We start from the raw sequence: 22,851 nt of genomic DNA, 5'->3' as shown, positions 1-22,851 counted from the left end.
GCTCACGGGTAACTGTTCAGTCCATCAAGCGGGTGAATTCCTCCGGCACCCCGTTGCCCGATTGGCCCAGCACTGCGGATGCCTCCACGAGCACCCAGCCTTGGTCGCGTTCGGCCCCGTCGTGCTCGGTTTCATCGTGCTTGGTTTTGTTATGTTCGGCTCCGCTGAGTGCGAAAAGCTCCTCCACGAGCGCGACCCGGGTGGTTCCGGTGTCCGTCTCGCGAATCCACCGGGCGACGGTCAGATTGCCCAGCATTTCCTCGCCTATATCGGTCGGTGCGGACACGCCGTGCTGCGCCAAGTAGACCAGAGCTTCATAGCCCTCGCCCTCGTCCTCTCCCCACTCCTCGACCGCAGAATGCCAGGCCGGAGACAAGACGGGCTTGTTCGCGTCCGGTGCTTCGGGCACCTGTGCATCGAAAGCAGGTGTCGGTGAACCCGCAGCCGGTGTCGGTCGCGTCGCCGAGCTGGAGGCCGCCTCATCCGCGGCTGTGTTGTCCGTAGCCGCTTGGCCCGCGGCCGCCCCGACCAACTGCGGTTCCGGGATATCCAGGACATCGATATCCGAGTCCAAGTCCGCAAGAAAGACCAGGTTGCCGAGGGTGAGGAAACGGTTCCACTCCGCTTGGTCAGGCTCCCGATCAACGACGATGAGTGAGAGGTGGGAGTGCTGGCCCCTGTTGATGAAGTCGATCCGGGGCGATAGCGTACCGGTGCGGAAACGGGGCTCGCCGCCAGGACGGGGCTGCTGCGTGGCGCGTGCGTTCAAGTCGGTGGAGATCTGGGCGTGAGCCACGGCAGCGGCTCCCAGGTTCTTCCACGGCTTCAGCGGTTCCCGCAGGATTTCCAGCAACTGCGTCATTGGATCCTGGAGCAGCAGGCTATGCACATCATCCTGCAGCGAAAGAACGGTGTTGAGGTGCGCCCGGATCCCCGAGACGAACCACGGCGGCGTGTCGGCGAAGATGCCCTGTGCCGCGTTGTAACGCAGATCCAGATCATGCATGGTCATGGACCACGGCAGGATGCTACGCCGGGCCAACCGTCGGCGCTTGGTCATGTCCTCCGCCACGGAGTAGTGCGTCGCGCTGGCGTGGAACTCCGCGCCGTCGAGGTAGAGCGCAATGTCGTCCACGGCGGCGCCGCTTGTGGAGAAGTAAAAATCCGGCCGGGTAAAACCGAAGTCTTTTTGCTCCTCCATCACCCACTGGATCTTGGACTTAGGGAAAGTGATGGTCCAACGAGCATTGTTGCCCACGGTCTTTTCCACCACCGTGGCCTCCCAATGCTTGAGGTCCGCACGGAGCTGTTCCAAAAAGCGGCTCTCCAGCTTGGAACGGGCGCTGGCCTCCGGCTCCTCCTCGGTGATCTTGTTCGTCCACAAGCCGAGGTCCGCGCTGTCGCCGACATCCACCGCAGCTCCGCCCTCCGGGTGCGGTTCGTCCAGCAGGATCTTGGTCAGCGCACCCAGGGCTGTCTCCCGGGAAGTCTTGTCGGCTTCGCCCTCGTAGGTGTACGGCAGCAGGCAATCGGGGCAGGCCGCCCGCTGGTCGTTCCGGCAGCCGCAGTTCACCAATTGCTCGTAGACCTTCATCAGCAGCACCCGGATGTCTAACGGGGATTGGAATTGCTCCAGATATCCGGTCCCGCCAGGAATCGAATCGTGCAACAGGAGCTTCTGGCTCACCCCCTTCGCGCTGCTATCAAACACGCTGGTGACGTCCAGGTGGTTCGGGTTGCCGCCGAGCGCCAGCTTGAACCCCATTCGCAAAGCCGCGATGAGGCTCGGCATGGCATTGTTGTCCGCCGCCGCGATCTCCGGGGGCAGGTGCATCAACACGCCCTGGGTGCTCATCCTGCGCCCCAGGGCCAGCAGAATCGCGTCCTCCTCCTCGCCGCGCCGCCGCTTCGGGCACCAGGGCTTATGGTCCCGCCAGTCGTTTTTCCCGGCCCGCGAATCCAGGTGACCACATTGCCGACACATGCGGAACTGCGGGGCCTCGATCTCCTCACCGCACAGGGTGTGCCGCCCACCGCCGACGGGCCGGCCCAAATTGAGCCACCGCAGCTCCACTTTCGGCAAATACTGCACGCCAAAGCCGGTGTTCTCCAGGTACCAACCCCGCCCATACCCTCCGGGCGGGACGATCATGGACACCGTGCGCTCGAAGCGTTGGGACGCGCGGTCGTCGGTGGCGTCCGTAATCGCAGAGCGGGCATAATCCACTGACGCATAAACCTTGGACATTTCCACAACATTGAGCACCTGGCTGGTATCGGCAAAACCCGCATCGTTGCACCGCGGGCAACTACGAACCTGGCTATCCACCTGCTCGATCTGGGAGTAGGAGCACCGGGGGCACAAGCGCCACTGCTGAATGTTTGCGTTGTTCGGGCCCAATTCCACGGAATCCACCCGCGCGGCAATTCCCTGCACGTAAAAGGTCGCCCCCGGCGCCATCTCGAATAACCCGGACGCTATGCCGCGGCTGTATTCGCGAGTGGTTGTTTCCACTTCACCGTCCGTGCCAGATCGGGAAACCGACACGTGAAATTCCACCGCATCGTCCAGCAGGGTGAAGTTGGGTAACAGGCCGCAGCGTTCCAGGGCCGAGATCCACGGCTCGTTATCGTATTGCTCGTCCAGTTGCGTGCGGACGAACTTTAGCGCCGATTTCGTGGCCCGTAGCCGCTCCATCGTTTCATCATCACCACTGCCAGTTCGTTCCCGTTGCACCAGCTCTTCCCGGGCCTCCAACAGGGCTTGGCGCCGTTGCCGCAGCAGGGCGCGCCCACCCAGCCATTCCTGCCGCTTCTGCTCCAGTACTGCCGTGAGCTCTGTGTCCGCCCATTCGCGCAATTCCCCAATCACCGGCGCTCCGGCGGGAAGCGCCAGGGAGGAAATAAACTCCGCAAGCTGCCGCTCGATCCCGTTTTTAATGCGGCCGACCAGCGCATCAATCACGCTGGTCTCGCCCGACCCGTCGAACACGCTGGTGGCCTTATGCCCGCGAACACCTGCGGCTTCCAGGTCCATGGTGTCTAACAGATAGGCGATGAACTGCCGCTGCAGAATCTCCCGCGCGGAGAGAAACGCCGCCGGTGGCTGCACCGTTCCGGCAATCGTCTCCAGCGGCCGCTCCAGGCGGGCCAGCGCCTTTCCGCGCCCGCGGATCACGGCAATGACCAGCGAGTTACCGGAAAGCCGCCCAGCCCGGCCCACCCGCTGCACATAGGACGCGACGGAATTTGGCAAGCTCGCCAGCATCACCGTGGACAGGTCGCCGATATCAATACCCATCTCCAGGGTGGGCGTGGCCACCAGAACGTTCGGGCCGTCCGGCGCCTGATCCCCTCCGCTGGCCTTAAATTGCTCCTCCACCCGCAGTCGATCCTTGGTGGGCAGCAAACTGGTGTGCTCCCGGCTGATCACGGTGCGCACATCGCGGGAGCTATACAACTGCCGGTAATAGTTGTCCGCATTCTTCACCGGCTGAAAACTGCCCTCGCACCCAATCGAGTGGCAGGGCGTTCCCGCCAAAATCTCCCGCCCGCCGGCATTCACCCCGAATCTCCGGTGGCACACGGAGCATTCCAGAATGTGGTGGTCCGCCTCCGGCCCGACCAGGATGGTGGCGGGGTCCAAGGAGTACATCGTGGCATTGCTGGCGGTGCTGTGCGCCCGAACAACGCCTTCCTCAGCGAGCTGATCGAACAGGTCGCCGCAGCACCGTGCCGCCTCCGATACGGAAATGCCCAGTTGTTTCGCCGTCCACCTGGCAAACCACCCCCGGGACGACGCAATCGGCAGTGTCGACTCCTCCCGACCTGCCCGGGATAGGGGTTTCCCCTGGCGGGGGAATCGCGGCGCCCCGCCCAGCGGGAAAGTCGGAATACCCCGTTGGCCGGATTCTCGACGGTTTAGTAGGAAGGTATTTCCGTCATGTTCGATGTACCCCTTGAGTAACGGGGTGTACACGCCGCCGGTCAAGCGCATGTATTCCACAATGCCGCGGGCCCATGCGACCAGCCGCTCGGAATCGCCCAGCGGCAGCATGTCGCTTCGGCTCGTCACGCGCCGCAACGTTTCCGTGGGCACGTCCACGCCCACCGACAGCGTCCCGGTGGACACCAGGGAGCGGGCCAGGTCCGCCCGATCGCCGAACTCCAGGGCGACGTCCAGCGCCAGCACGGCGTGCAGCATCTGCTGCGATGCTGCCCTGGCCCGCGGGGTGGCCGTGGGGTCCCAGAAGGGGCGGAATGCGGGGTTTTCGGTCACCCACGGCGGCAGCAGCTCGAAGCGGGCCCGGTCCCTATCGGCGCTGCGATCGGCACTGTCGATCAGCAGTTGCGGCAGCTCGGCCAGGCTTACCGTGCCAGCGCCGCGGTCGGTCACCACCGCGGCCGTGCGGGTACGGAAAGCAAAGGTCCTTGCGCGGGACTGCATGAAGCCTGCCCGGTGGGCGGCGTCCTGAACCGAATCGACGAAGACGAGGGACTTCTTTTCGTCACTGGCCAGGTCATCCATACCAAACAGGTTGGACACGGCCACCGACAGCAGCGTGGCTACGGAGGAACCGAGGTAGCGGATGGCGTCCGGCTCGCCGCAGGAGGGGCAAACGTCCTTCTCCGCGAGGGCTTCTGCGTCCTCACCCGCGTAGGTGAGGACGGGGACGATCCCGCCGGTATCCAGCTCACCTTCGGAGGGCGTGGTGGGGCTCAGCGTGGCGTTGGGCAGGTTCAGCCATTGGAGGGCGGTGCCCTCGTCGTTGCCGCGCGCGTGTTGAGTCTTGGCTTCACTGCTGGCATCGATGAGCGGGCGCCGGCAGGTCGGCCGGTTCACCCCCAGTCGGCGGATCTTGCGCGGGGTGGTCTCCAAAAACTCGTCGGCCGGTTGGGCCGCGGCCATCCACCCGGATCGCCCGCAGTTGCGGCAGAAGCAGGCGGGCAGCCAGGTGCCGCTGGTGGCGCCATCGTCGGACCAGCGGAACATCTCTGGACCGGTCGCATCCAGCTCCACGCGGCGGTCGATGCGGGAGACCTCCCGGACCCACAGGTGCGTTTCCACCCCGGGAAATTTCTTCCCGTGCCACCCGTGGCGTTTGCCGAACTCGGCGCGCAGGTAGGCCAGCTCGGTCAGGGCGTGGGCCAGGAATTCCCCGGCGCCGTCGCCCACCTGCCGTAGATCCTCCGTGGGGAAGACGTTCCGGGTAAGCGCATCCTCTTCCGCTTCGCCGACCACGTCCGGGGTGCTATCACCCGCCCGTTCCATTAGCGCGACCGGTCGGGTGGTGTGCTCCAAGATCCGTCTGAAAAGCTCGCTGTGGGCGGCCGCCAACACCGCCGAATTCAGGTCGTGAGCGCACCTGAAGACGCTCTCGCAGAACTCCCGGTGCACGATCTCGGCAAAGTCCGTCTGCTCACCCACCCGGTCACCCGCCGACTCACCCGCCCATTCACCCACGCGATCACCCGCCAGCCGAGCGATATTCCGGTTGATCTCCTGGATCTCACTCACGCTCGGCACACCCGACCTCGTCGGCGCCGCGCCCGCACCCCCGCCGACGAATTCCGTGATCATCTCTTGCCACCGCGGGTAGCTCAACGTGGTCTCTCGCACCACAGCGTCGGCCGATAGCTCCTCGCCGAAGATGGTGTGCGCGAAGCGAAGCATCTCCGCGGGCTCCCCGGTGTTATCGCCGAGCGTGGCGGAGGTGGCCACGGGGGTGATGCGGCCCAGGGGGCGCGCCGACTCGGCGTCGTTAAGAAAACCCGCCGGCTGCAGGGATTTCAGCTTCATCCCCATCCGCCGCAACAACAGAGCAACATCGGTGCCCTGGGCCCCGTCGTAGGTGTGGAATTCGTCGAGAGCCACGTATTGCAGTGTGGTTGCGGATGCTTCCCACAGCGGCTGGTCTGCGCCGCGCAGCAGCAACTGGTCCAGCATCTTGTAGTTCGTCAGCAGGATTTCCGGTGGGGCTTTGCGGATGGTCTCCCGGTCCGTGATCAATCCGTCCCCGGTGACGGTGCGGCGCGGTGTTTTGGTGGCCTCCCCGGTGTACAGGCCCGCGCGGATGTTCTTTAGACGCGGGTCGGTTGTGATGAGGTCGGCCAGGCGCGCGGCTTGGTCGTTGGCCAGCGCGTTCATGGGGTACAGGATGAGGGCCTTGATGCCGTTGCCGGGGGTGCTGAGGCAGTGGTTGAGGATGGGGTAGAGGAAGGATTCCGTTTTGCCCGATCCGGTTCCGGTGACCACAAGGGTGGGCTGTGGGGTGCGGGGTTGGCCGTTTATTTGGGACGCCAATCGCCGGAACGCTTCTGCCTGGTGCCTATAGGGGATGAAGTTATCCGGCAGCCAGGGCAGGGAGCCTTCCCAGTTGGTGGCAGGTTCGTAGGGCAGGCGCGTGCGCACGTAGGGGCCGTGGAACATGCCCGTGTCCGGGTCCGTGAGGAATGCCTTGAGGCTATTCGCAGTGGATTGTTCAGCCAGGGAGAAGCTGGTCGCGAGGTATTCGCTGAGGCCGTTGAGGACGTGCTGGCTGGCATGGGTGGGGATGAGGTTGGACATCTCAGAGTTCCTTGGCGAACCTCGCGTAGGCTGCGCGCAGGTCGGCTTCGCGGTCCAGTGGCTGGAAGGGGTAGTGGAAGGTGTAGGTGACGCCGGATTGGGGGTGGGTCCAGGTGCGCTGCTGGTCGGAGAGTTCCTCGCCGGGGGCGAGCTTCGTGTGGTCCCGAGCGATTGCCTTGGGCACCTTTCGCCCATTGGCATCGTAAAGGTCTTCTTGGTCGTAGCGGCGCATGACGGGGAATTGGGTGCGGTAGATCATGCACAGCTCGTCGGCGGTCACGCCGAGGGAGAGGGCCACGATCGCGTCTATCTCGTTCTGGGCGTGCCAGCGCTCCCGGGCGTTGCGCAGCGGGGTCTCGGGGGTCCACTGTTCCCCGGTGATCTGCTCCCACAGGGGCGCGTAGGCGCGGGTGAGGCAGTTGAGGCGGAGGTAATTGCGGGCCGCGGTGGGCCAGAGGGCGTTCTCGGTGCCGAGGGGAAGGTTGGTGAACTCTGGCGCACTAATGTGGCCCATTCCCGTAGAGCGAAAGAAAAAATCGGCAAGGCTAGCACTAGCAACCGAAGCAGCCGCTACTGCCGGGAGCGAATTCAGCGGGCCAGCGGACGTCACAGTATGGACATGCTTTGTTCCGGGAGCGATTATCGCCGGGTAGACGGTACGAAATCCGGTTGTGGCCGCCATATTTCGCCACGCAACGCGGAAGTGATTGGCAACCGGGGTTCGCCCCTCCGCTGTCTCCCAGTAGCCGTAGGCGGTGTCGTAATCGTCTTTTCCTCGGTTAGGCAGGTAGGCCGTGGCGGGGATGAAGTCCTCCGGGATGCCTTCGAGATCAATCTCAGACCAGTCCTGGTTGTGCCTCATCGTGGGGTTCGGCTGCTTGATCATCGGCGTGGATACACCCAGGTGGGGCCCCTGCAGAATGACGTCCGACCAGGACTGTGGGTGCTGCCATGAGGTGTCGAAGTACCCCTTTTTCTTATCGCCCGATTCGTGCCATCCATTGGAAAACCGGAGCCCCAGAGTTCTGATCCGTGGTGCCGCAGCGAGTTTCTCCAAGACGGCGGCCGCCTCGGTGTTCACGGTGTACACAGTTCGGGTCTGCAGCAGGGGGGTGTCCGGGCTCTCCAGGATCGACTTCCATACTTCCAGCGTTTCCCGGTCGACCGTGGCAATGCGGTCACGGTGCGGGCGCAGGTCCCAGTTGTAATTGTCGTCCTTGAAGCCTGGAGGGGTTCCAGTCCCGTCATGATGCAGAGAGTCTAAAGCTACTCGTGGGTGGTAAAGAGAAGCTGCGGAGAGGAAAGCAGGTTCTTCCCGTGCTGTCGAGTAGACATGGACGCCGTATGCAACGTGGTGATCTACATCGAACAGAGATAGCTCGTTCACAAACTGCCAATGCCGCCGAAGGCGTCGGTATGTACCCGCGCGAAGAGGCGCTGCTTTTTTCTCCGTGAAGTGCGACTCCGGGTGGATCAGTGAGATCACACCGCTATCGCTCGCGTTCATCCACGTCCGTTCCATGAAGGCCCGGTAGAGGTCCGGCTGCTGGCCGACAAGGTGGGGGTACCTGGTGGCATCGCCCAAAACTTCGGCCGTTACGCCCGTCTCGCCCAGCCCGCGCGAGAGCGTCTCGAGCACAGCGGGGTGTGCAGACAGCGCCGAGCGACGCGCTTTTTTGGCAGCCTGCGTCGGCTTGTGGGCAAGCTTGAACCAAGGATCGTGTTCGGACAGCAGCGCGTCGACGTCCGTTCGCGGCCGCACCCATGGGGGGTTTCCCACCTGAAAGTCGAACCCGCCCTTCGCCATCACTGGGGCGAAGTCCAGGTCCCAGTGGAAGAAAGCCTGCTCCTCGCTCACCCGCTCCGCAATGCGCAGCCACGGGTGGGCCTGGAGGAGCTCGTTGTGCTTCAAGGCACCGGAGGCCTCGAACTCGATGCTTTCGATGTAGTCCAGGTCCTCCCATTCCATGCCGAAGCCAAAGCCCTCCGCCTGCCGCGTGCCGGATGTGAAGGTCTCGTTGGCTTTCCCTAGGGCATGCTCAAGCATTGCGAGCCACTCCTCCTGGCTGGGTAGCGACGCAACCTCGCTCAGCGGCCAGAACCACAGGGCGTTCCAAGCATTCATGACCAACCGAAGGCGCTGGTAAGAGCCGTTGAGGTCCACGAACAGCGCTTCTTCAATGTCCTTGCGAGCAACCGCGCCTTTCTCCCTTGCCGGTGGCTGGCCCCATACTTGCACCCCGCGGCGGATCTGCCGTTCCGCTATCTGCTGGCGCACCAGCGCAAACCGCCATAGCACCTCCACGCGTTGGGAGAGTGCTTCCAGCGCGGTTGCCTGTTTAGGGCCGAACCGTTGCTGGATGGATCTACGCCAGTCCTTCATGGCCTTCACGTCATCCGCGGCCATGTCCTTTAATTCTTTGGAATCGCTGCTTGCACCCCAGCCTGGCGAAGGCACCAGGAAGTGGTGGACCCGGCCCTTCATCTCCGGATCCTGCTGAACAGGCAGAATGTTCTGTGCCACCGTGCGCACGCTGTGGTGGCGTGGGGCCTCCTGCAGATACTTCTTGGTCTGTAGGTCCTTCGAGTGCACCGTTGAGCGCGTGGCACCGATCAGCGAATTGCCGTGGCGCAGGTGCAAGCCGAACCACGGGGCTTTCAGCTCGGCGGTCATGGTGTTGAGCCACAGGGAGATCTCGGCCAGCTCCACTGCCGTTTGGTTTAAGTCCACGCCGTACACCTGGTGCAGGGCGATATATGCCTTCACCCGCTGCAGCTCCTGGGTAAGGTCCTCCGCTGGAACCTGCTGGTCCAGCTCCTGCTGTTTCAGCTCCAGGTACAGCTCCGCGAGCTGGTTCACCGCTTCCACGGCGAAGGCCCCGGAACCCATTGCGGGCTCGCAGATGCTCAACCCCAGGATGTCGTCCGCCTCGCTAATCCGTCCAGAACCCCGAAGCTCCTCCAATGCCTGCCCAACGGTAAATTCCGTAATCACCGGCGGGGAATAGAAGGAGGCAGATCGCTCCCGATCCCTGGAGGATTGCCGGTAGACAAACGAACCCTTGGGATAGCGCCGCTTGCGGGTCATCGTGCCGGAATAACCGTCGCCCACGACCTCCAACACGTAACTATCGTCGGGCAGATCTTCAGCTCGTTCAGGTGGAATAACCCAGGAACCCTTCGAGGGATCCCCGTGGGGCGCGACCTCCACCAATTCCTGGTCGGCAATGTAGCCAGTGAAAGACATCAGGCCCTCATACACCTGGCCCAGTTGCGTCACGCCCAGCGATGCGTAGGACACATAGCCGCGTTCCTTACCCTTGGCCTCCCGGGTGAGCAGCAGATTCTGCAACACCTGGTGGAGCGCCCTGTTCGACAGGCGCACCTCGTCGATATAGGCGGTGGCCCTGTGCTGGAACAGGTCCGCCGAGAGATTGCGGAAGGTCAAGCCCTCTTCGCGGCTGGTGGCGTCCTCATCTACAAAACCATCGACCCCCGGATCATGGCCCTCATTGACCAGACGGAACAACAGATCCAGGCTCTCAAACAAATACGTGCCATTGGCGGCGCGATCCGTCGGGGGCTCAAACAAAATCTGATCCCGTAGATGAGACAGGCCATAGCCATCGTCGTACTCCGGCACCCCCACCGGAAGAATATCCAGTTCCGGGGAAGCCTCCGCGAACAACAGGAAAAGAATGCGGTATAAGTAGCGCAGGGATTGCTTGGCCAGCTCATTGCCATCGATGGAAGCGATATCCTTGCCCGCGCTGCGGTAGCGGTCCAACACATCATTGCCGATGATCTCGATGGACTCCTTAATCGCCTGGCGCAGATCCTCAGAGACCTTCACCGCATGCTCGCGGGACTGCGCAATCGTGTCCGCCCACCACGTGGTGCCATCGGCGGACTGGCTGATGTTCTCCCAGGCCAGGGCCGCCGTGACCTGCTGTAACTCCCCGCGGGCGCGGGTATCGTTGCGCTCGGCGGCCAGGGCCACATCCACCCCCAGGTAGCGGCCCAGCGGCCAGGATTCCCGCTCCGCCAGGATCACCCAGGACCCCGCAATGACGACGATAAAGGCCGGGGCCTCATCTGCCAGGAAAAGCTGAGTGACCAACTTGGTGGCCGGGGCAGCAAAGGGCTTGTCCGCGAGCGTGACCGGATCTAGGGCGGTGGCCTCCGGTAGTTCCTCGATGCCGGTGATCGGGGAGACGCGCAGGACCAGGGCCTGATGCTGAAACCCCGCAGTGAGATCCAGCGGGTGACCGGCGCGGGTGAGCCGCACGGGGGCCGGGGCGGGGTAGCTGAACGCGGTTTCAATGGCCTCCGCGGCGGCCGTCACCGTCTCCGGCGCGTCCACTGGGCTGATCGTGGACAACGTGGTCTGCAACCGCTCCCGATTCGCCGTCAACCGGGCCCAGGGGGAGGTCGCGTGCCCGGACTCCTTATCCTGCGCGCGCCACAGCTTAACCGTCGAATCCGCGCGCTTGCCGAAGGATTCGCCCTTGGTTTCATCGTTGGTCAGGTAGTAGTCGCTGATCCACTCGTCAACGTTGACGATCGAGTCAAAGGAAGCCATGCGGGGGTCTCTCAGGTAGTCGGGTTCTCGGCGTGGCGGGGGATGATCACCGCGAGCGGCCGGATCAGGCTGCGATGTGGTCGGTTGGATGCCAGGATCTCGCGCTGCTTACGCACCACCGCGCGGGAACGGGACAGGGTACTGGTCGCGCGGGTGGCGTTCTGCTCCCACAGGTCGGCGCGGCGGCCGTAGCTTTCCGCCCGCTCGGCGGCGGCCGTCGCGGCTTCCTGGCGGACCCAGTCCATGTGCGCCTCCACGGCCGGGAGGGCGGACCGGATGAGATCGTTGGCCTCGGCGGGAACGTGGAGGTTGCCGGGGGAGATGGCGTTCTGGGTCAGGCCGATCCGCTTGAGCCAGGCAATGGGATCCGCCAGCGGGCTGATGCTCGGGTCCAATTCCTCGGCCAGCGCGGCGAATGCCGTGGGGACGGCGGTGGCGGAGAGGAAGGCCCGGGTGATCACCTGCCCGCGGGAGCTGGTGAGCGTGGCCATGAAAAGAACGGTGAGTTCGTCCACATCCCCCAGGAACGCGGGGATTTCGTCGCGGCTCATGGAGGATAGCGCCCGGTCCGCGGCCCAGTCCGTCACGGGGTGGAGGGGGCCTAGGAAGTGTGCTTTAGGCCAGGACTTCTGGGAATCGCCCTCGCGGGCTGCCTCGAGCTGGGCTTCGCCCCGGATCGTGGAGGTCGCCAGCATCAGCCGCTCCTTGACGTGGCGATAGTCCACGTAGTCCTGCGGCAGCAGGTCGAAGCGACGCTGCAGGTCCGCCGGGGGAGTGAGCTCCGCGATGTTGTTCTCGTGCAACTGGAGGCCCACGCCGCCGCGGGCGGGGGATTCGGCGGGAACATCGTGAAAGGCCTCGGACAGCGCGTCGACGAGGTAGAGCTTTTCTTCCGTGTACAGGCTGGGCGCGGACAGGGCGGGGGAGACTTGGGCAGCGACCTGGGGGGTGGCGCCGGCAGGGGCCGTGGTCGCATCGGTGCCGGGTTCCGCCTCGCCGAGGGCGAGAGCCAGCAGCTCCGCCATATCCAGCCCGGCGACGGCCGAGCCAGTCTCCGCCTGATCGGGCGCGTCGGCATCCTGCTCCGGCACGCCCTGCTCGCCGGCCTGTTTGGCGGCCTGGCGAACCATCTCGCGACCTGCCTCGATGATCTCCTCGGGCGTGCGCACCGTGGAGTCCAGGTCCCGAGCGCCGCGCAGCACCTCGCGGATCTGTTCCTCCTCGCCCGTCACAGAGTGCTTGCCCATGAGGCTGGCCGCATCGCCTAAAAGCTCGTGGGCCGCGTGTTCGCGGTCGACGAGCTTGGTCAGCACGTGCGTTTCGCCGATACCCACCTGCGGATCCAGCAGCAGAGTGGCGATTCTGGGCGGATGTTGCTGGCCGTAGCGGTCGATGCGGCCGTTGCGCTGCTGGATACGGATCAGCGACCACGGAATGTCATAGTGCACCAGATCGTGGCACTGCGCGTGGAGGTTCACCCCCTCCGAGGCCACATCGCCCGTCACGAGTACCCGCAGCGGAGTATCGGTGCGCTTGAACTCGTCGATTAGATTCATCTGCTCCTGATCGGACATCCCGCCGTGCATGACTTTCACCGCATCATCTGGCAGCTCAAGGTGCTTCGGGAGGTTCTCCTCGAGGTAGTCCAGGGTGGGCACGCGTTCGGAGAACACGACCGCCCGGTGCGGCGAGTTCTTTGCGATCCCAACCTCGTCCTTGAGGTAGTTCACGAGCTGGGCGTACTTGTTCGAGTCCTCCACCCCCACGGCGGCGTTGAGGGCCTGCAAACGCCTCAGCGCGGCTTCCTCGTCCGGAATACACCGCTGCGCATCGGTAGTTTCCAGAGTCTTTAGGCGGGTTTCAATCGTCTTTTCCAGGGCACACGGGGAGGATAGAAAGGCCTTGACCAACGTCCAGGGGAAGAGGTGGCTCCCGTTGCTCGGCGCCGCTAGCCATGTCTCGGCCAGTTCGGCGGCCACCGCATCTTCCTCTGTGGACGCCGAGACCAAAATGTTTCTCGGCTCCTCCCGTACCGCCCACTTACTGCCCACCACACTGGCAACCTCCGGCGAGTTCCGGTGGCGCCGAATAATCAACTGTTGGGCGGCCTGCGCATCGATCTGCCCATTGGGGAATACCGACAGCGGATCGAGGAGGCGAAGAACCTCCTTGAAGGAATCCGGGTTGCCGTTGTGTGGGGTGGCCGAAGCCAGAATAAGAGCGTCCGTCCGGGGCGCCAAGGTGCGGATCAGTTGGTTATTCTGGGTTCCCACATTCGTGGCGTTATGGATCTCGTCGACCACAACGATATCCCAGCTCACTTTTTCCAACTGGGCTTGATACTTCGCGGATTTCAGGGTGTCCATGGACACAATGACGCGTGGGAAATAAGTAAACGGGTTCTTGCTCGCCGGGAGTTTCTGGCGAACGCGCTGAATACCCTGGGAATCGAGCCGCACGAGGGGGATGGCAAAACGCGTCCACATCTCCTGCTGAAATTGCTCCAGCACATGCTTCGGCGTGACCACGAGAATCCGATCGCCCCGGCCCCGGCGGATGAGCTCCGCGGCGATCATCCCGATCTCCAACGTTTTGCCCAGGCCCACCGCATCCGCGAGCAGCAGCCGTGGTTGCGCGCGGGAGGGGTCCAGGGCCTTGCGCACCGCCGCGAGCTGATAGTCTAACGGGTCCGCGAGCATGCGGGTGGCCACCTCCGGCTCCTGCTGGTGCAGCGGCACCGGGGTCTGGCGCAAGGTGGACTCCAGCCACAGCTTGGAGTGCCGGAAGCTCGGGGAGTTGTCCGCGACGGCGGTCATGTCCGCCGGGTCGTTCGGCGTGACCTCGTCGAGCGCGGTGAAGAAGGTGGAGGTGGTGTCCCGCACATAATCGGAGACGCCGCGCACCCGCAGCCGAAACCCGTCCGGTGTGCGGGCCATGTTCGTTACCAGCCACAGCTCGTCGCGAACCCTTACCGTCACGCCGGGGGCCAGTTTGCCGAGGTTCTCCTCCTTCGTTGCCGCGATCACTCTTCCCCCTCGTTGGTGGTTTCTCCCGCCGCCCCCTCGTTGGTGCCCCCCGCAGAGTCCCCAACGCTCCCCGTGCGCAACAGCTCCAGGAACTGTGCCTCGTTGAGAATCGGCGTGCCCAACTGCTCCGCCTTGGTCAGCTTGCTCCCCGCCTTCTCCCCGGCCACCAGGTAGTCCGTCTTCTTAGACACACTGGAGGCGGCCTTCCCCCCGCGCTCCTCGATGGCCTCCTTCACGCCCGCGCGATCGAAGTTCTCCAAGCCGCCGGTGACCACGATCGTCAGGCCCGCGAGGACCTCCGGGTCGATGGGGCCGGCGGCGTCTTCCTGCGCTTGGTTGGTGGCGTCCTCAACCATCCGAACACCGGCCTTCTGCCATGCCGCCACAATCTCCCGATGCCAATCGACCTCGAACCAGTCTTTTACCGACTCAGCGATGATGGGGCCCACGCCATCGATGTGGGACATGGTCTCCACATCGGCCTCCGCAATCGCCGGAATGGAGTGGTAATGCTTAGCGAGTGCCTTGGCCGCCGTCGGGCCGACATGCCGGATAGAAAGCGCCACAATAATTCGCCACAGGTCCACTTCCTTGGCACTCTGCAGCTTTTCCAATAGCGTCTCACCCGCCTTATTCAGGCGCAGCAGGGTATCCGGATCCTCTTTGCGCTGAGCCGCTGTTGTATTGGCCGTGTATGCCTTGGTGCGCAGGAGGGCTTGCTCGTCCAGGTCGAAAAGCCCTGCTTCATCCTGTAGGACGCCAGAAGCCATGAGATCATAAGCCGCTTTTTCACCCAGGGCATCAATATCAAACGCGCCACGACCAGCCAGGTACGTCAGGCGAGTATGCAACTGCCCCGGGCAAAAACGCGTATTCGGGCAGCGCCAATCGGCATCGCCGGCCTTAGTGGGCGAAAGGGGAGTACCGCATTCCGGGCACAGGGAGGGGAAAATGAACTCCCACTCCGCGCCAGTGCGGGCATCCTCCACCGGGCCTAAAACCTCGGGGATAACCTCCCCGGCCTTGCGGATCATGATCTGATCGCCCAGGCACACGCCCTTGCGATGGGCCTCCGTGGGATTGTGCAGGGTGGCCATCGTCACCGTGGAGCCGGCCACGAACTTTGGCTCCATCACCGCATACGGCGTGGCCCGGCCCGTGCGCCCGATGCCCACGCGGATGGACTTCAGCCGGGTCATGGCCTCCTCCGGCGGGTACTTGTACGCGATGGCCCAGCGGGGGGCGCGGCTGGTGGTGCCTAGGCGCAGTTGCTGTTCCAGGTCGTCCACCTTGATGACCAGGCCGTCCATCTCATGGGTGGCATCGTGGCGATGATCCGCCCAGTACGTGACCTGCTCGAGGACCTCCGCGGCCGTGTGGAGCTGCTTGGTGTACGGGCTGACCGGCAGGCCCCACGCGGTGAGGGCCTCGTAGGCCTCGTGCTGGGAGGCGGGGCTGAAGCCCTCGCGGGCGCCGATGCCGTGGCAGATCAGGCGCAGGGGGCGCTTGGCCGTGTCCTCGGCGTTCTTCTGGCGCATCGCGCCGGCGGCGGCGTTGCGGGGATTGGCGAACAGCTTGAGGCCCTCCGCCTGGCGCTGGGCGTTCATCGCGGCGAAGTCCTCCACGGAGATGAAGACCTCCCCACGCACCTCCACCAGATCCGGGACGGGGAACTTTTCCGTGGCCGTGAGCGTGGTGGGGATGTCCTTCATGGTGCGGGCGTTGTGGGTGATATCTTCCCCCGTCGTGCCGTCCCCGCGGGTGAGCGCGAGCTCCAGCTCACCATTGCGGTAGAGCAGGTTGATGGACGCGCCGTCGATCTTGAGTTCCGTGAGGTAGGTCTCGGCGGGGGTGCGCTCTAGCCAGGCGGACATGTGCTCGGTACCGAACACGTTGTCCAAGCTCAGCATCGGGCGCAGGTGATCCACATTGCGGAACGGGGAGGATTCCGGCGGGGCCGGGGAAACCTCCTGGGTGGGGCTAGGGCCCGTCACGGCCTCCGGGTGCTGGGCCTCGAACTCCTGCAGTTGGGACAAAAGCTGGTCGAACTCCGCGTCCGAGATCTCCGGCGAGGCGTAGTAATACTGCTGCCGGTGGTGCTGTACCGCATCGGCGAGTTCCCGCCACCGCTGGGCGAGCTGATCCTGGTCCGCGGTCTGTTCCGTAGTCACCCCGTCGAGTGTAATGAGTGCGCGGACGCTGTCCTGCTAATCGTGATGTCTCGGGTCGCTAATAAAGTGTGGGGCATGCAGCCCACACACGGTGAACCCGGCCCGTCCCGCTTCGACCCCGGCCACATGTTGAGCTTCGACCTGGAGACGACTGGCAAGGACCCCCTGCAAGCCAGGATCGTCACCAGCGCGCTGGTGACGATCAAAGGTCGCAGTCGTGACGATTGTGAGTTGCTGGCGGATCCTGGCGTCGAGATCCCAGAAGAAGCAACCAAAGTCCACGGGATCAGCACCGAACACGCCAGGGAACACGGACAACCGCATGACGAAGTGCTGGCCACGACGATCCAGAAGATTCGGGAAGCCTGGGCGCAGGGGGCGACGCTGATCGTGTACAACGCGGCGTACGACCTGACGGTGCTGCGCGCGCTGGAGCCGAGCTTCACCGTTGATGGGCTGGTGGTGGATCCGTATGTGCTGGACCGCCACTACAGCAAGCGGCGGGGGAAGCGGACCCTGGGCAGCGTGTGCGAGCACTACGGGGTGGAACTGGCCAATGCGCACGAGGCGACGGCGGATGCGGTGGCAGCCGCGCGGGTGGCGTGGAAGCTGGCCCGGGAGAACCCGCAGGTGACGCAGATGAGCGCCGACGAACTCATGCTGGCGCAGGCGACGTGGCACTACGAGGAACAGACTGGGCTGCAGGAGTGGTTCAAGCGGCAGGGGCGGGATGTGGACGTGGATGATTACTGGCCGCTGCGGGACAAGTAGGGGGTGGGAGTAAGACGAGGAGGGCCACGAGGGTGACCTGCAGGAGAGGGCATGCGGGGAGGATCCCCTCAGATGAGGGCGGGAATACCGGCGGATTGCACTTACGTCGATTCGGCAGCAAACTTAAGTATCCGATGGTAAATCCTTAATCATCGGCTGAGAAAAGCTCGGTCGCGTCCAGCGGCCTCACGACCCTCTCTGCAACGGAGGCCCCGACCATGGCAAACGCAAGCTACGCGGCATCGCCGAAAATCGCTCCTGCGAAAAAACCCCACAAAGACAACACCCACTTTCTGTATATAGCGGTCATCGTCGCCGTCATAGCGGGCATCATCTTCGGTCTCGTAGCCCCCAACATTGCGCAGGGGTTCAGCGACCTGGGCAAGGCTTACGTGGGCCTCATCACCATGGTCATTGCTCCGGTGATCTTCTGCACCATCGTGCTGGGCATCGGATCTGTGCGCGCCGCATCTTCCGTGGGCAAAGCCGGCGGTATGGCTTTGGCCTATTTCCTCACCATGTCCACCTTCGCGCTGGCCATCGGCTTACTTGTTGGAAACTTCATCGAACCCGGCGATGGACTCAACATCGCCGCCACCGGGGACGCTGCCCGCAAAGCCAGCGAAGCCGCCGACCACGGAACCGGCTTCCTCGGTTTCTTCCACACAGTGGTACCCACTACGTTCTTCGCCGCACTTACCGGCGAACAGGTCTTGCAAACCCTCTTTGTCGCCCTCCTCGTCGGTTTCGCCACCCAATCTCTCGGTCCCGCGGGGGAGCCCATCCTCGGTTTCGTTGCCGCCCTGCAAAAGCTCGTGTTCAAAATCCTCACGTGGATTCTCTGGCTGGCCCCCATCGGCGCCTTTGGCGCCATCGCGGGTGTGGTCGGTGGCTCCGGAATCGAGGCCGTGTGGCAACTTGGCGAGCTCATGTTGGCCTTCTACGCGACCTGTATCATCTTCATCTTTGTGGTCCTTGGCACCATCCTCCGGGTTTTCGGTGGCTTCAACATCTTCAAGCTCGTCAAATATCTCGGATCTGAATTCCTGCTGATCTTCGCCACTTCCTCCTCCGAATCAGCTCTGCCCAACCTCATCCGAAAAATGGAACACTTGGGAGTGGACCGGGCGACCGTCGGCATTGTCGTACCCACCGGCTACTCCTTCAACTTGGACGGCACCGCAATTTACCTGACGATGGGTGCCATCTTCGTCTCGGATGCGATGCAAAAACCCATGTCCATTCCCCAACAGGTGGGCCTGCTGCTGTTCATGATCATCGCCTCAAAGGGTGCCGCCGGTGTCTCTGGGGCGGGCATCGCGACCCTCACCGCCGGGCTACAATCCCACCGGCCAGAACTTGTCAATGGTGTGGATATCATCGCTGGCATCGACCGGTTCATGTCCGAGGCCCGAGCGCTTACGAACTTCGCTGGTAACTCTGTAGCCACCCTCCTTGTCGGCAAATGGACCGGCACAATCGACACCGACCAAGTCCACCGCGTGCTCGATGGCAAGGACCCCTACGCGGCCGCCGACGACGATTCCCGAGTGGACCTCAAGTACCCCTCCGTGGAGAACCCAGCCACCGACAATCTTCAGCCCACCCCCCAGGTCAACCTGGACGAGTACCAAGGCCGGTGGGCCAGCAAGCCGGACTCCCGCTAGGTTCCAGGCGGGTACCGTGCCTCCTATAATGGGCGCCTATGCCCGCCGAAACCCCTGCGACTTCCTCTAGCGCCCCGAACCCCAGCACCGGGGACCACTACCTGCGCAACATCGTCGCATCCCCTATCTACCGGGTGGCCAAGCACACTCCGCTAGAAACCATGCCAGTCCTAGGAACCCGCTTGGGCAACAGCATTCTCGCCAAGCGTGAGGACCTGCAGCCCGTGCACAGCTTCAAGATCCGCGGCGCATTCAACCGCATGGCACAGCTCAACGAAGCCGAACGGGCCGCGGGCGTCATCACAGCCTCAGCCGGCAACCACGCCCAAGGTGTAGCCCTTTCCGGTACCGAACTGGGCATCAGAACCATCATCGTGATGCCCCGTATCACCCCTGCGATCAAGATCGCCGCTGTCGAGGGTTTCGGTGGTGATGTTCTGCTCTACGGGAACAACTTCGATGAGGCCAAGGGACATGCCCAGCAGCTTGCCGAAGAACACGGCATGATTTGGGTGCCTCCCTTCGACGATCCGGCCATCATTGCGGGCCAAGGCACCATCGGGCTTGAGATCATCAAAGACAATCCCAATGTGGACCGCGTGTTCGTGCCCGTAGGAGGCGGGGGCATTGCAGCGGGCACGAGCGTTCTGATCAAACAGATTAACCCAGACATTCAAGTTATCGGCGTAGAACCGGAAGAGTCCGCCTGCCTGACCGCTGCGCTCGAAGCCGGGAAGCCTGTTGACCTTCCGCGTGTCAGTCTTTTCGCCGAGGGCGTAGCCGTAAAGACCATCGGCTCCGAAACGTTCCGCCTCTGCCGGGACAACCTCGACGCCGTCATCACCGTCAGCTCCGACGAAATTTCCGCAGCGATGAAGGACATCTTCGATGACACGCGCGCCATCGCCGAGCCCGCAGGAGCCGTATCCCTCGCCGGACTCAAGCGCTACGCCGCTGAGCATGAGCTGGAAGGGGAAACCCTCGTTCACATCCTCTCCGGTGCGAACGTTAATTTCCACACTCTGCGCTACGTTTCCGAACGTGCCGAGCTCGGCGAGGGCAGTGAGGCGATCTTCGGCGTCACCATCCCCGAGGCCAAGGGCGCGTTCCTCCACTTCAGCAACGTTCTTGGCCGCCGCGCCGTCACCGAATTCAACTACCGAGTTGGCGACCGCGCCGATGGCCACGCCGCCAAGATCTTCGTCGGCGTGCAGCTCAAAGAAGGTCGCTCCGAACGGACGGCCATTCACGCAGACCTCAGTAACGCCGGATACGGTGTGGTGGACCTCTCCGATGACGAGATAGCGAAGGAACACGTCCGTTACATGGTCGGCGGGCAACCCCCCGCCCGCGTCAACGAATCCGTGTTCGCTTTCGAGTTTCCTGAACAACCCGGGGCCCTTCAGAGATTTTTGGAGGTCCTGGGCACCCGCTGGAATGTCACCGCTTTTCACTACCGCAGCTTCGGCATGGACTACGGCCGCATTCTCGCGGCCTTCGAAGGAGTGGCGGGGGACCAGGAATTCCAAAGCCACGTTACCGAGCTGGGCTACCCCGTCACTGAGGTGACCCATAGCCCGGCCTACGAATTCTTCCTTGCTAGTAACTAGCCGCAGTGCCGTCACGGTTAGGACAGGTTCGCGAACAGACGGTTCGATAGCCACCCGAACTGCTCCTCGAACTGTGCCTCCGCCAGGCCCCACTGGTGCGGCAGATCGGTGGTGACGACATCGCAGTCGATCCCTGCCGCCCGAGCCTGGGGGCACAGCACCTCTCCGGGGGCCTGGGAGCGCTGTGCCTGCTCCTGCGTCAGCTCCGCCAACCCCTCCGTGCCGCCCACAGGCTTACCTTCCACAAAACGGCCCGTCACGCCCGCGTAATCCAGGGGGCTGTGGGTGCGCATCGCCGTGGCCGGGTCGTAACGGTCCCGGGCGGCGACATCCCCGGCAAACAATCGCGCTAGCGTCTCCCGCTCGTTGCCCGCGTTGGGCGCTAGATCCCCGGCGATGTCCAGGAAGGTGGAGTACACCTCCGGGTGTGCCGTGGTAAGCGTGATGGCGCAGGTCCCGCCCATGGACCATCCCGCGATACCCCAGCCGGAGGAACCCGGGTAGGTGCCGAAGGTGGCCTGAATATACTGCGGTAAGTCCTGGGTGGCGTACGTCGCGCTGTTGCCCCGGGGGCCATCCACGCACTCCGTGTCCGTCCCCATGGAACCGGAGACATCCGCCAGGACCAGCACCGGCGCGAAACCATCGTGCGCTGCGGCATAGCGATCCGCGACCACATCGGCGTGCCCCGAACGCACCCAATCCGCCGGGGTGTTGAAGGCCCCGCCGATGAGCACGAGCACTGGCAATTGTGGCGGGTGGGGCCCGGCGAACCAGGCCGGGGGAAGATACACCACTTCCGGACGGTGTTTCATTCCAGACGCCACCGACGGCGCGTTTACCCGCACCAAAACGCCGCTACGCGGGGGATCCCTGTGCATGTCCTCCAAAGCAGAGAGAGGAACCTCCCCGGGCAGCGGAGCGTCCACTGCTGTTTCGTAGGCCTGGCGGGCTGTGCTGACGTACCCGGTCCACTGGTTGAGAACGTGCGCCGCGGCCAAAAGTGAGAGCAAAACGCAGGCCACCGCCGAGACCTGCTGCCAATGCCTGCCGTAGGTCCACCCCACGGCGCCGACCACCACTGCCGCGGCACCTAGGCCGCACCAGACCCACAGGATCCACGGCAGAGGAGCGGCGCTCATCCCCTGGGAGATGGAATAGAAGCGCAACCCCAACGCCACTAGACCACCCACACCCGCGGCCAAGGGCAAGCACACCCGCCACCAACGCCGCCCCCTACGCCAGAAGGCTAAAACGGCGGTGAGCAAGACGGCGATTTGGACGGAGGTGGGAAACCAGCCGTCGATGAGCGAAATGTGACTGGGCATCTGCACTAACGTCTCCACCCCAGTGTGCATGATTGCAGATGCTAGCCGCCCAGGGTCGATTACGTTGGCCTAGGCGAAGAAAGCCCCCACTATCGTGCCCATTTGGCGAAGATGTTCCACCTCGCTGAGCAGGAAGTCTGGCCCGCCCGGACGGCCCACCACCAATAGCAAAGAGGTTCCCGCCACCGGGGTTGCGGCTAGGGCAGAATCCAACACTGTCCAGGACGCAGGGATCCACGCATCGTTGTCGGGGTGCAGGGTGCGGGCTTCCGTAGCTAAGGGGAAGTCAAAGGTTTTGCCGTTATCCGCCGGTGCGGCCGAGGATGCCGCTATCCGGTGCGTTACCGGGTCCGAGTCCAACACGATGGCCCAGCCCACCGTCATCGTCTGCGGCAGGGCGGTCATCATCTTGTCCAGTGCCTCCGCGCGGGTCCGGCGCCGCGTTGCCACCTCCGAGAGCATCTGCACCTGACCGCGCCGGTCCACCGTCCCGGAAAAGGGGCGGATCGAATCGACGAACACGCCCTCAATCTCCTGCGCTGCGGTGATGAGGGCGTCCGGCAGATGGCCGGAGGGCAGGGCCACCACCACATCGTCCACGACCGTGCCATCCACGTCGTGGCCCACGATGTCCACTCCCCGGATGTCGCCGTACACCGAGCCCAGCGCCGCGGCCAGCAAGCCGAGGGTGCCGGGGGCATCGGGCATACGCACACGCATCAGGAAGGTCATGCCCCACATAGTAGAGGAGCCACCCCCGCTACAGCTTCCAGCCCCACCCGCGCGGCCCGCGTCCTAGCTGGCTAAAGTAGACCGCATGTCTGAAATCTCCCGCGACGACGTATCTCACCTGGCCAGGCTGGCCCGCCTGCAGCTCAGCGAGGAGGAGCTGAACGAATACGCAGCCCAAATCGACGGGATTGTGGAGCACGTGGCGGCCATTCGGGAGGTGGACACCTCCAGCGTGGAACCCCTGAGCCACCCCACCCAAAACGTGGACGGCGACGTGTCCGTCATGCGAGAGGACGTGGTGATCCCCTCGCTGACCGCCGAGCAGGCACTGGACCAGGCCCCCGAGCGAGCTCAGCAGCGCTTCCAGGTGCCCCAGATTCTCGGCGACTAGTCCAC

10 protein-coding genes are annotated in these 22,851 nt (G+C 63.9%); 4 read left to right on the top strand and 6 right to left on the bottom strand.

The window, feature by feature from the left end; translation table 11 throughout:
• Positions 1–16: 16 nt before the first annotated feature.
• The 4 genes from CHEID_RS06605 to ligA are packed head-to-tail and all read right to left on the bottom strand — an operon-like array spanning position 17 to position 16,347.
• Entirely contained in the window at positions 17–6,568 is a 6,552-nt protein-coding gene (locus CHEID_RS06605; RefSeq protein ID WP_112769693.1) for a DEAD/DEAH box helicase, read from the bottom strand.
• 1 nt (position 6,569) lies between these two features.
• Entirely contained in the window at positions 6,570–11,150 is a 4,581-nt protein-coding gene (locus CHEID_RS06600; protein ID WP_112769694.1) for an Eco57I restriction-modification methylase domain-containing protein, read from the bottom strand.
• Positions 11,151–11,161: 11 nt separating this feature from the next.
• A complete protein-coding gene (locus CHEID_RS06595; RefSeq protein WP_238599339.1) occupies positions 11,162–14,176 on the bottom strand; it encodes a DEAD/DEAH box helicase in 3,015 nt (1,004 codons plus the stop codon).
• The gene (gene ligA, locus CHEID_RS06590) at positions 14,173–16,347 is read right to left on the bottom strand and encodes an NAD-dependent DNA ligase LigA (RefSeq protein WP_273661018.1); all 2,175 of its coding nucleotides are present in this window, start codon (positions 16,345–16,347) and stop codon (positions 14,173–14,175) included. The genes CHEID_RS06595 and ligA overlap by 4 nt, the downstream gene beginning before the upstream one ends.
• A 75-nt stretch (positions 16,348–16,422) precedes the next feature.
• Here ligA and CHEID_RS06585 point away from each other — a divergent pair, with 75 nt between their 5' ends.
• The 3 genes from CHEID_RS06585 (at position 16,423) to ilvA (ending at position 20,395) form a co-directional block, all read left to right on the top strand.
• Positions 16,423–17,118, top strand: coding sequence for a 3'-5' exonuclease (locus tag CHEID_RS06585; RefSeq protein ID WP_238599326.1), 696 nt, complete (start codon positions 16,423–16,425; stop codon positions 17,116–17,118).
• Between the two features lie 218 nt (positions 17,119–17,336).
• The gene (locus CHEID_RS06580) at positions 17,337–18,785 is read left to right on the top strand and encodes a cation:dicarboxylate symporter family transporter (RefSeq protein ID WP_112769570.1); all 1,449 of its coding nucleotides are present in this window, start codon (positions 17,337–17,339) and stop codon (positions 18,783–18,785) included.
• 38 nt (positions 18,786–18,823) lie between these two features.
• Positions 18,824–20,395 (top strand): threonine ammonia-lyase, biosynthetic, encoded by a 1,572-nt coding sequence (gene ilvA / locus CHEID_RS06575; RefSeq protein WP_112769569.1) that lies wholly within the window; start codon positions 18,824–18,826, stop codon positions 20,393–20,395.
• Between the two features lie 17 nt (positions 20,396–20,412).
• Here the strand turns inward: ilvA and CHEID_RS06570 are convergent, their stop codons facing one another.
• Positions 20,413–21,723: an alpha/beta hydrolase gene (locus CHEID_RS06570; protein ID WP_181645918.1), complete on the bottom strand. Its 1,311-nt coding sequence runs from the start codon at positions 21,721–21,723 to the stop codon at positions 20,413–20,415.
• 69 nt (positions 21,724–21,792) lie between these two features.
• Positions 21,793–22,455, bottom strand: a complete 663-nt coding sequence (locus CHEID_RS06565) for an ACT domain-containing protein (protein WP_112769572.1) — start codon at positions 22,453–22,455, stop codon at positions 21,793–21,795.
• An 85-nt stretch (positions 22,456–22,540) separates the two neighbouring features.
• Here CHEID_RS06565 and gatC point away from each other — a divergent pair, with 85 nt between their 5' ends.
• On the top strand, positions 22,541–22,846 hold the full coding sequence (gene gatC / locus CHEID_RS06560) for an Asp-tRNA(Asn)/Glu-tRNA(Gln) amidotransferase subunit GatC (RefSeq protein WP_112769567.1): 306 nt from the start codon (positions 22,541–22,543) through the stop codon (positions 22,844–22,846).
• The last annotated feature ends 5 nt before the right edge of the window (positions 22,847–22,851 follow it).

This window comes from Corynebacterium heidelbergense (assembly GCF_028609845.1).
In the GTDB taxonomy this organism is placed as follows: domain Bacteria; phylum Actinomycetota; class Actinomycetes; order Mycobacteriales; family Mycobacteriaceae; genus Corynebacterium; species Corynebacterium heidelbergense.
This window is presented reverse-complemented; position numbering and strand designations above follow the sequence as displayed.

Excerpts from the sequence above, each read along its gene's own strand:
- CHEID_RS06580 (WP_112769570.1), top strand. The coding sequence starts at position 17,337 with ATGGCAAACGCAAGCTACGCGGCATCGCCGAAAATCGCTCCTGCGAAA.
- CHEID_RS06570 (WP_181645918.1), bottom strand. The coding sequence starts at position 21,723 with ATGCCCAGTCACATTTCGCTCATCGACGGCTGGTTTCCCACCTCCGTC.
- gatC (WP_112769567.1), top strand. The coding sequence starts at position 22,541 with ATGTCTGAAATCTCCCGCGACGACGTATCTCACCTGGCCAGGCTGGCC.
- CHEID_RS06605 (WP_112769693.1), bottom strand. The coding sequence starts at position 6,568 with ATGTCCAACCTCATCCCCACCCATGCCAGCCAGCACGTCCTCAACGGC.
- CHEID_RS06600 (WP_112769694.1), bottom strand. The coding sequence starts at position 11,150 with ATGGCTTCCTTTGACTCGATCGTCAACGTTGACGAGTGGATCAGCGAC.
- CHEID_RS06565 (WP_112769572.1), bottom strand. The coding sequence starts at position 22,455 with ATGACCTTCCTGATGCGTGTGCGTATGCCCGATGCCCCCGGCACCCTC.
- ilvA (WP_112769569.1), top strand. The coding sequence starts at position 18,824 with ATGCCCGCCGAAACCCCTGCGACTTCCTCTAGCGCCCCGAACCCCAGC.
- CHEID_RS06585 (WP_238599326.1), top strand. The coding sequence starts at position 16,423 with ATGCAGCCCACACACGGTGAACCCGGCCCGTCCCGCTTCGACCCCGGC.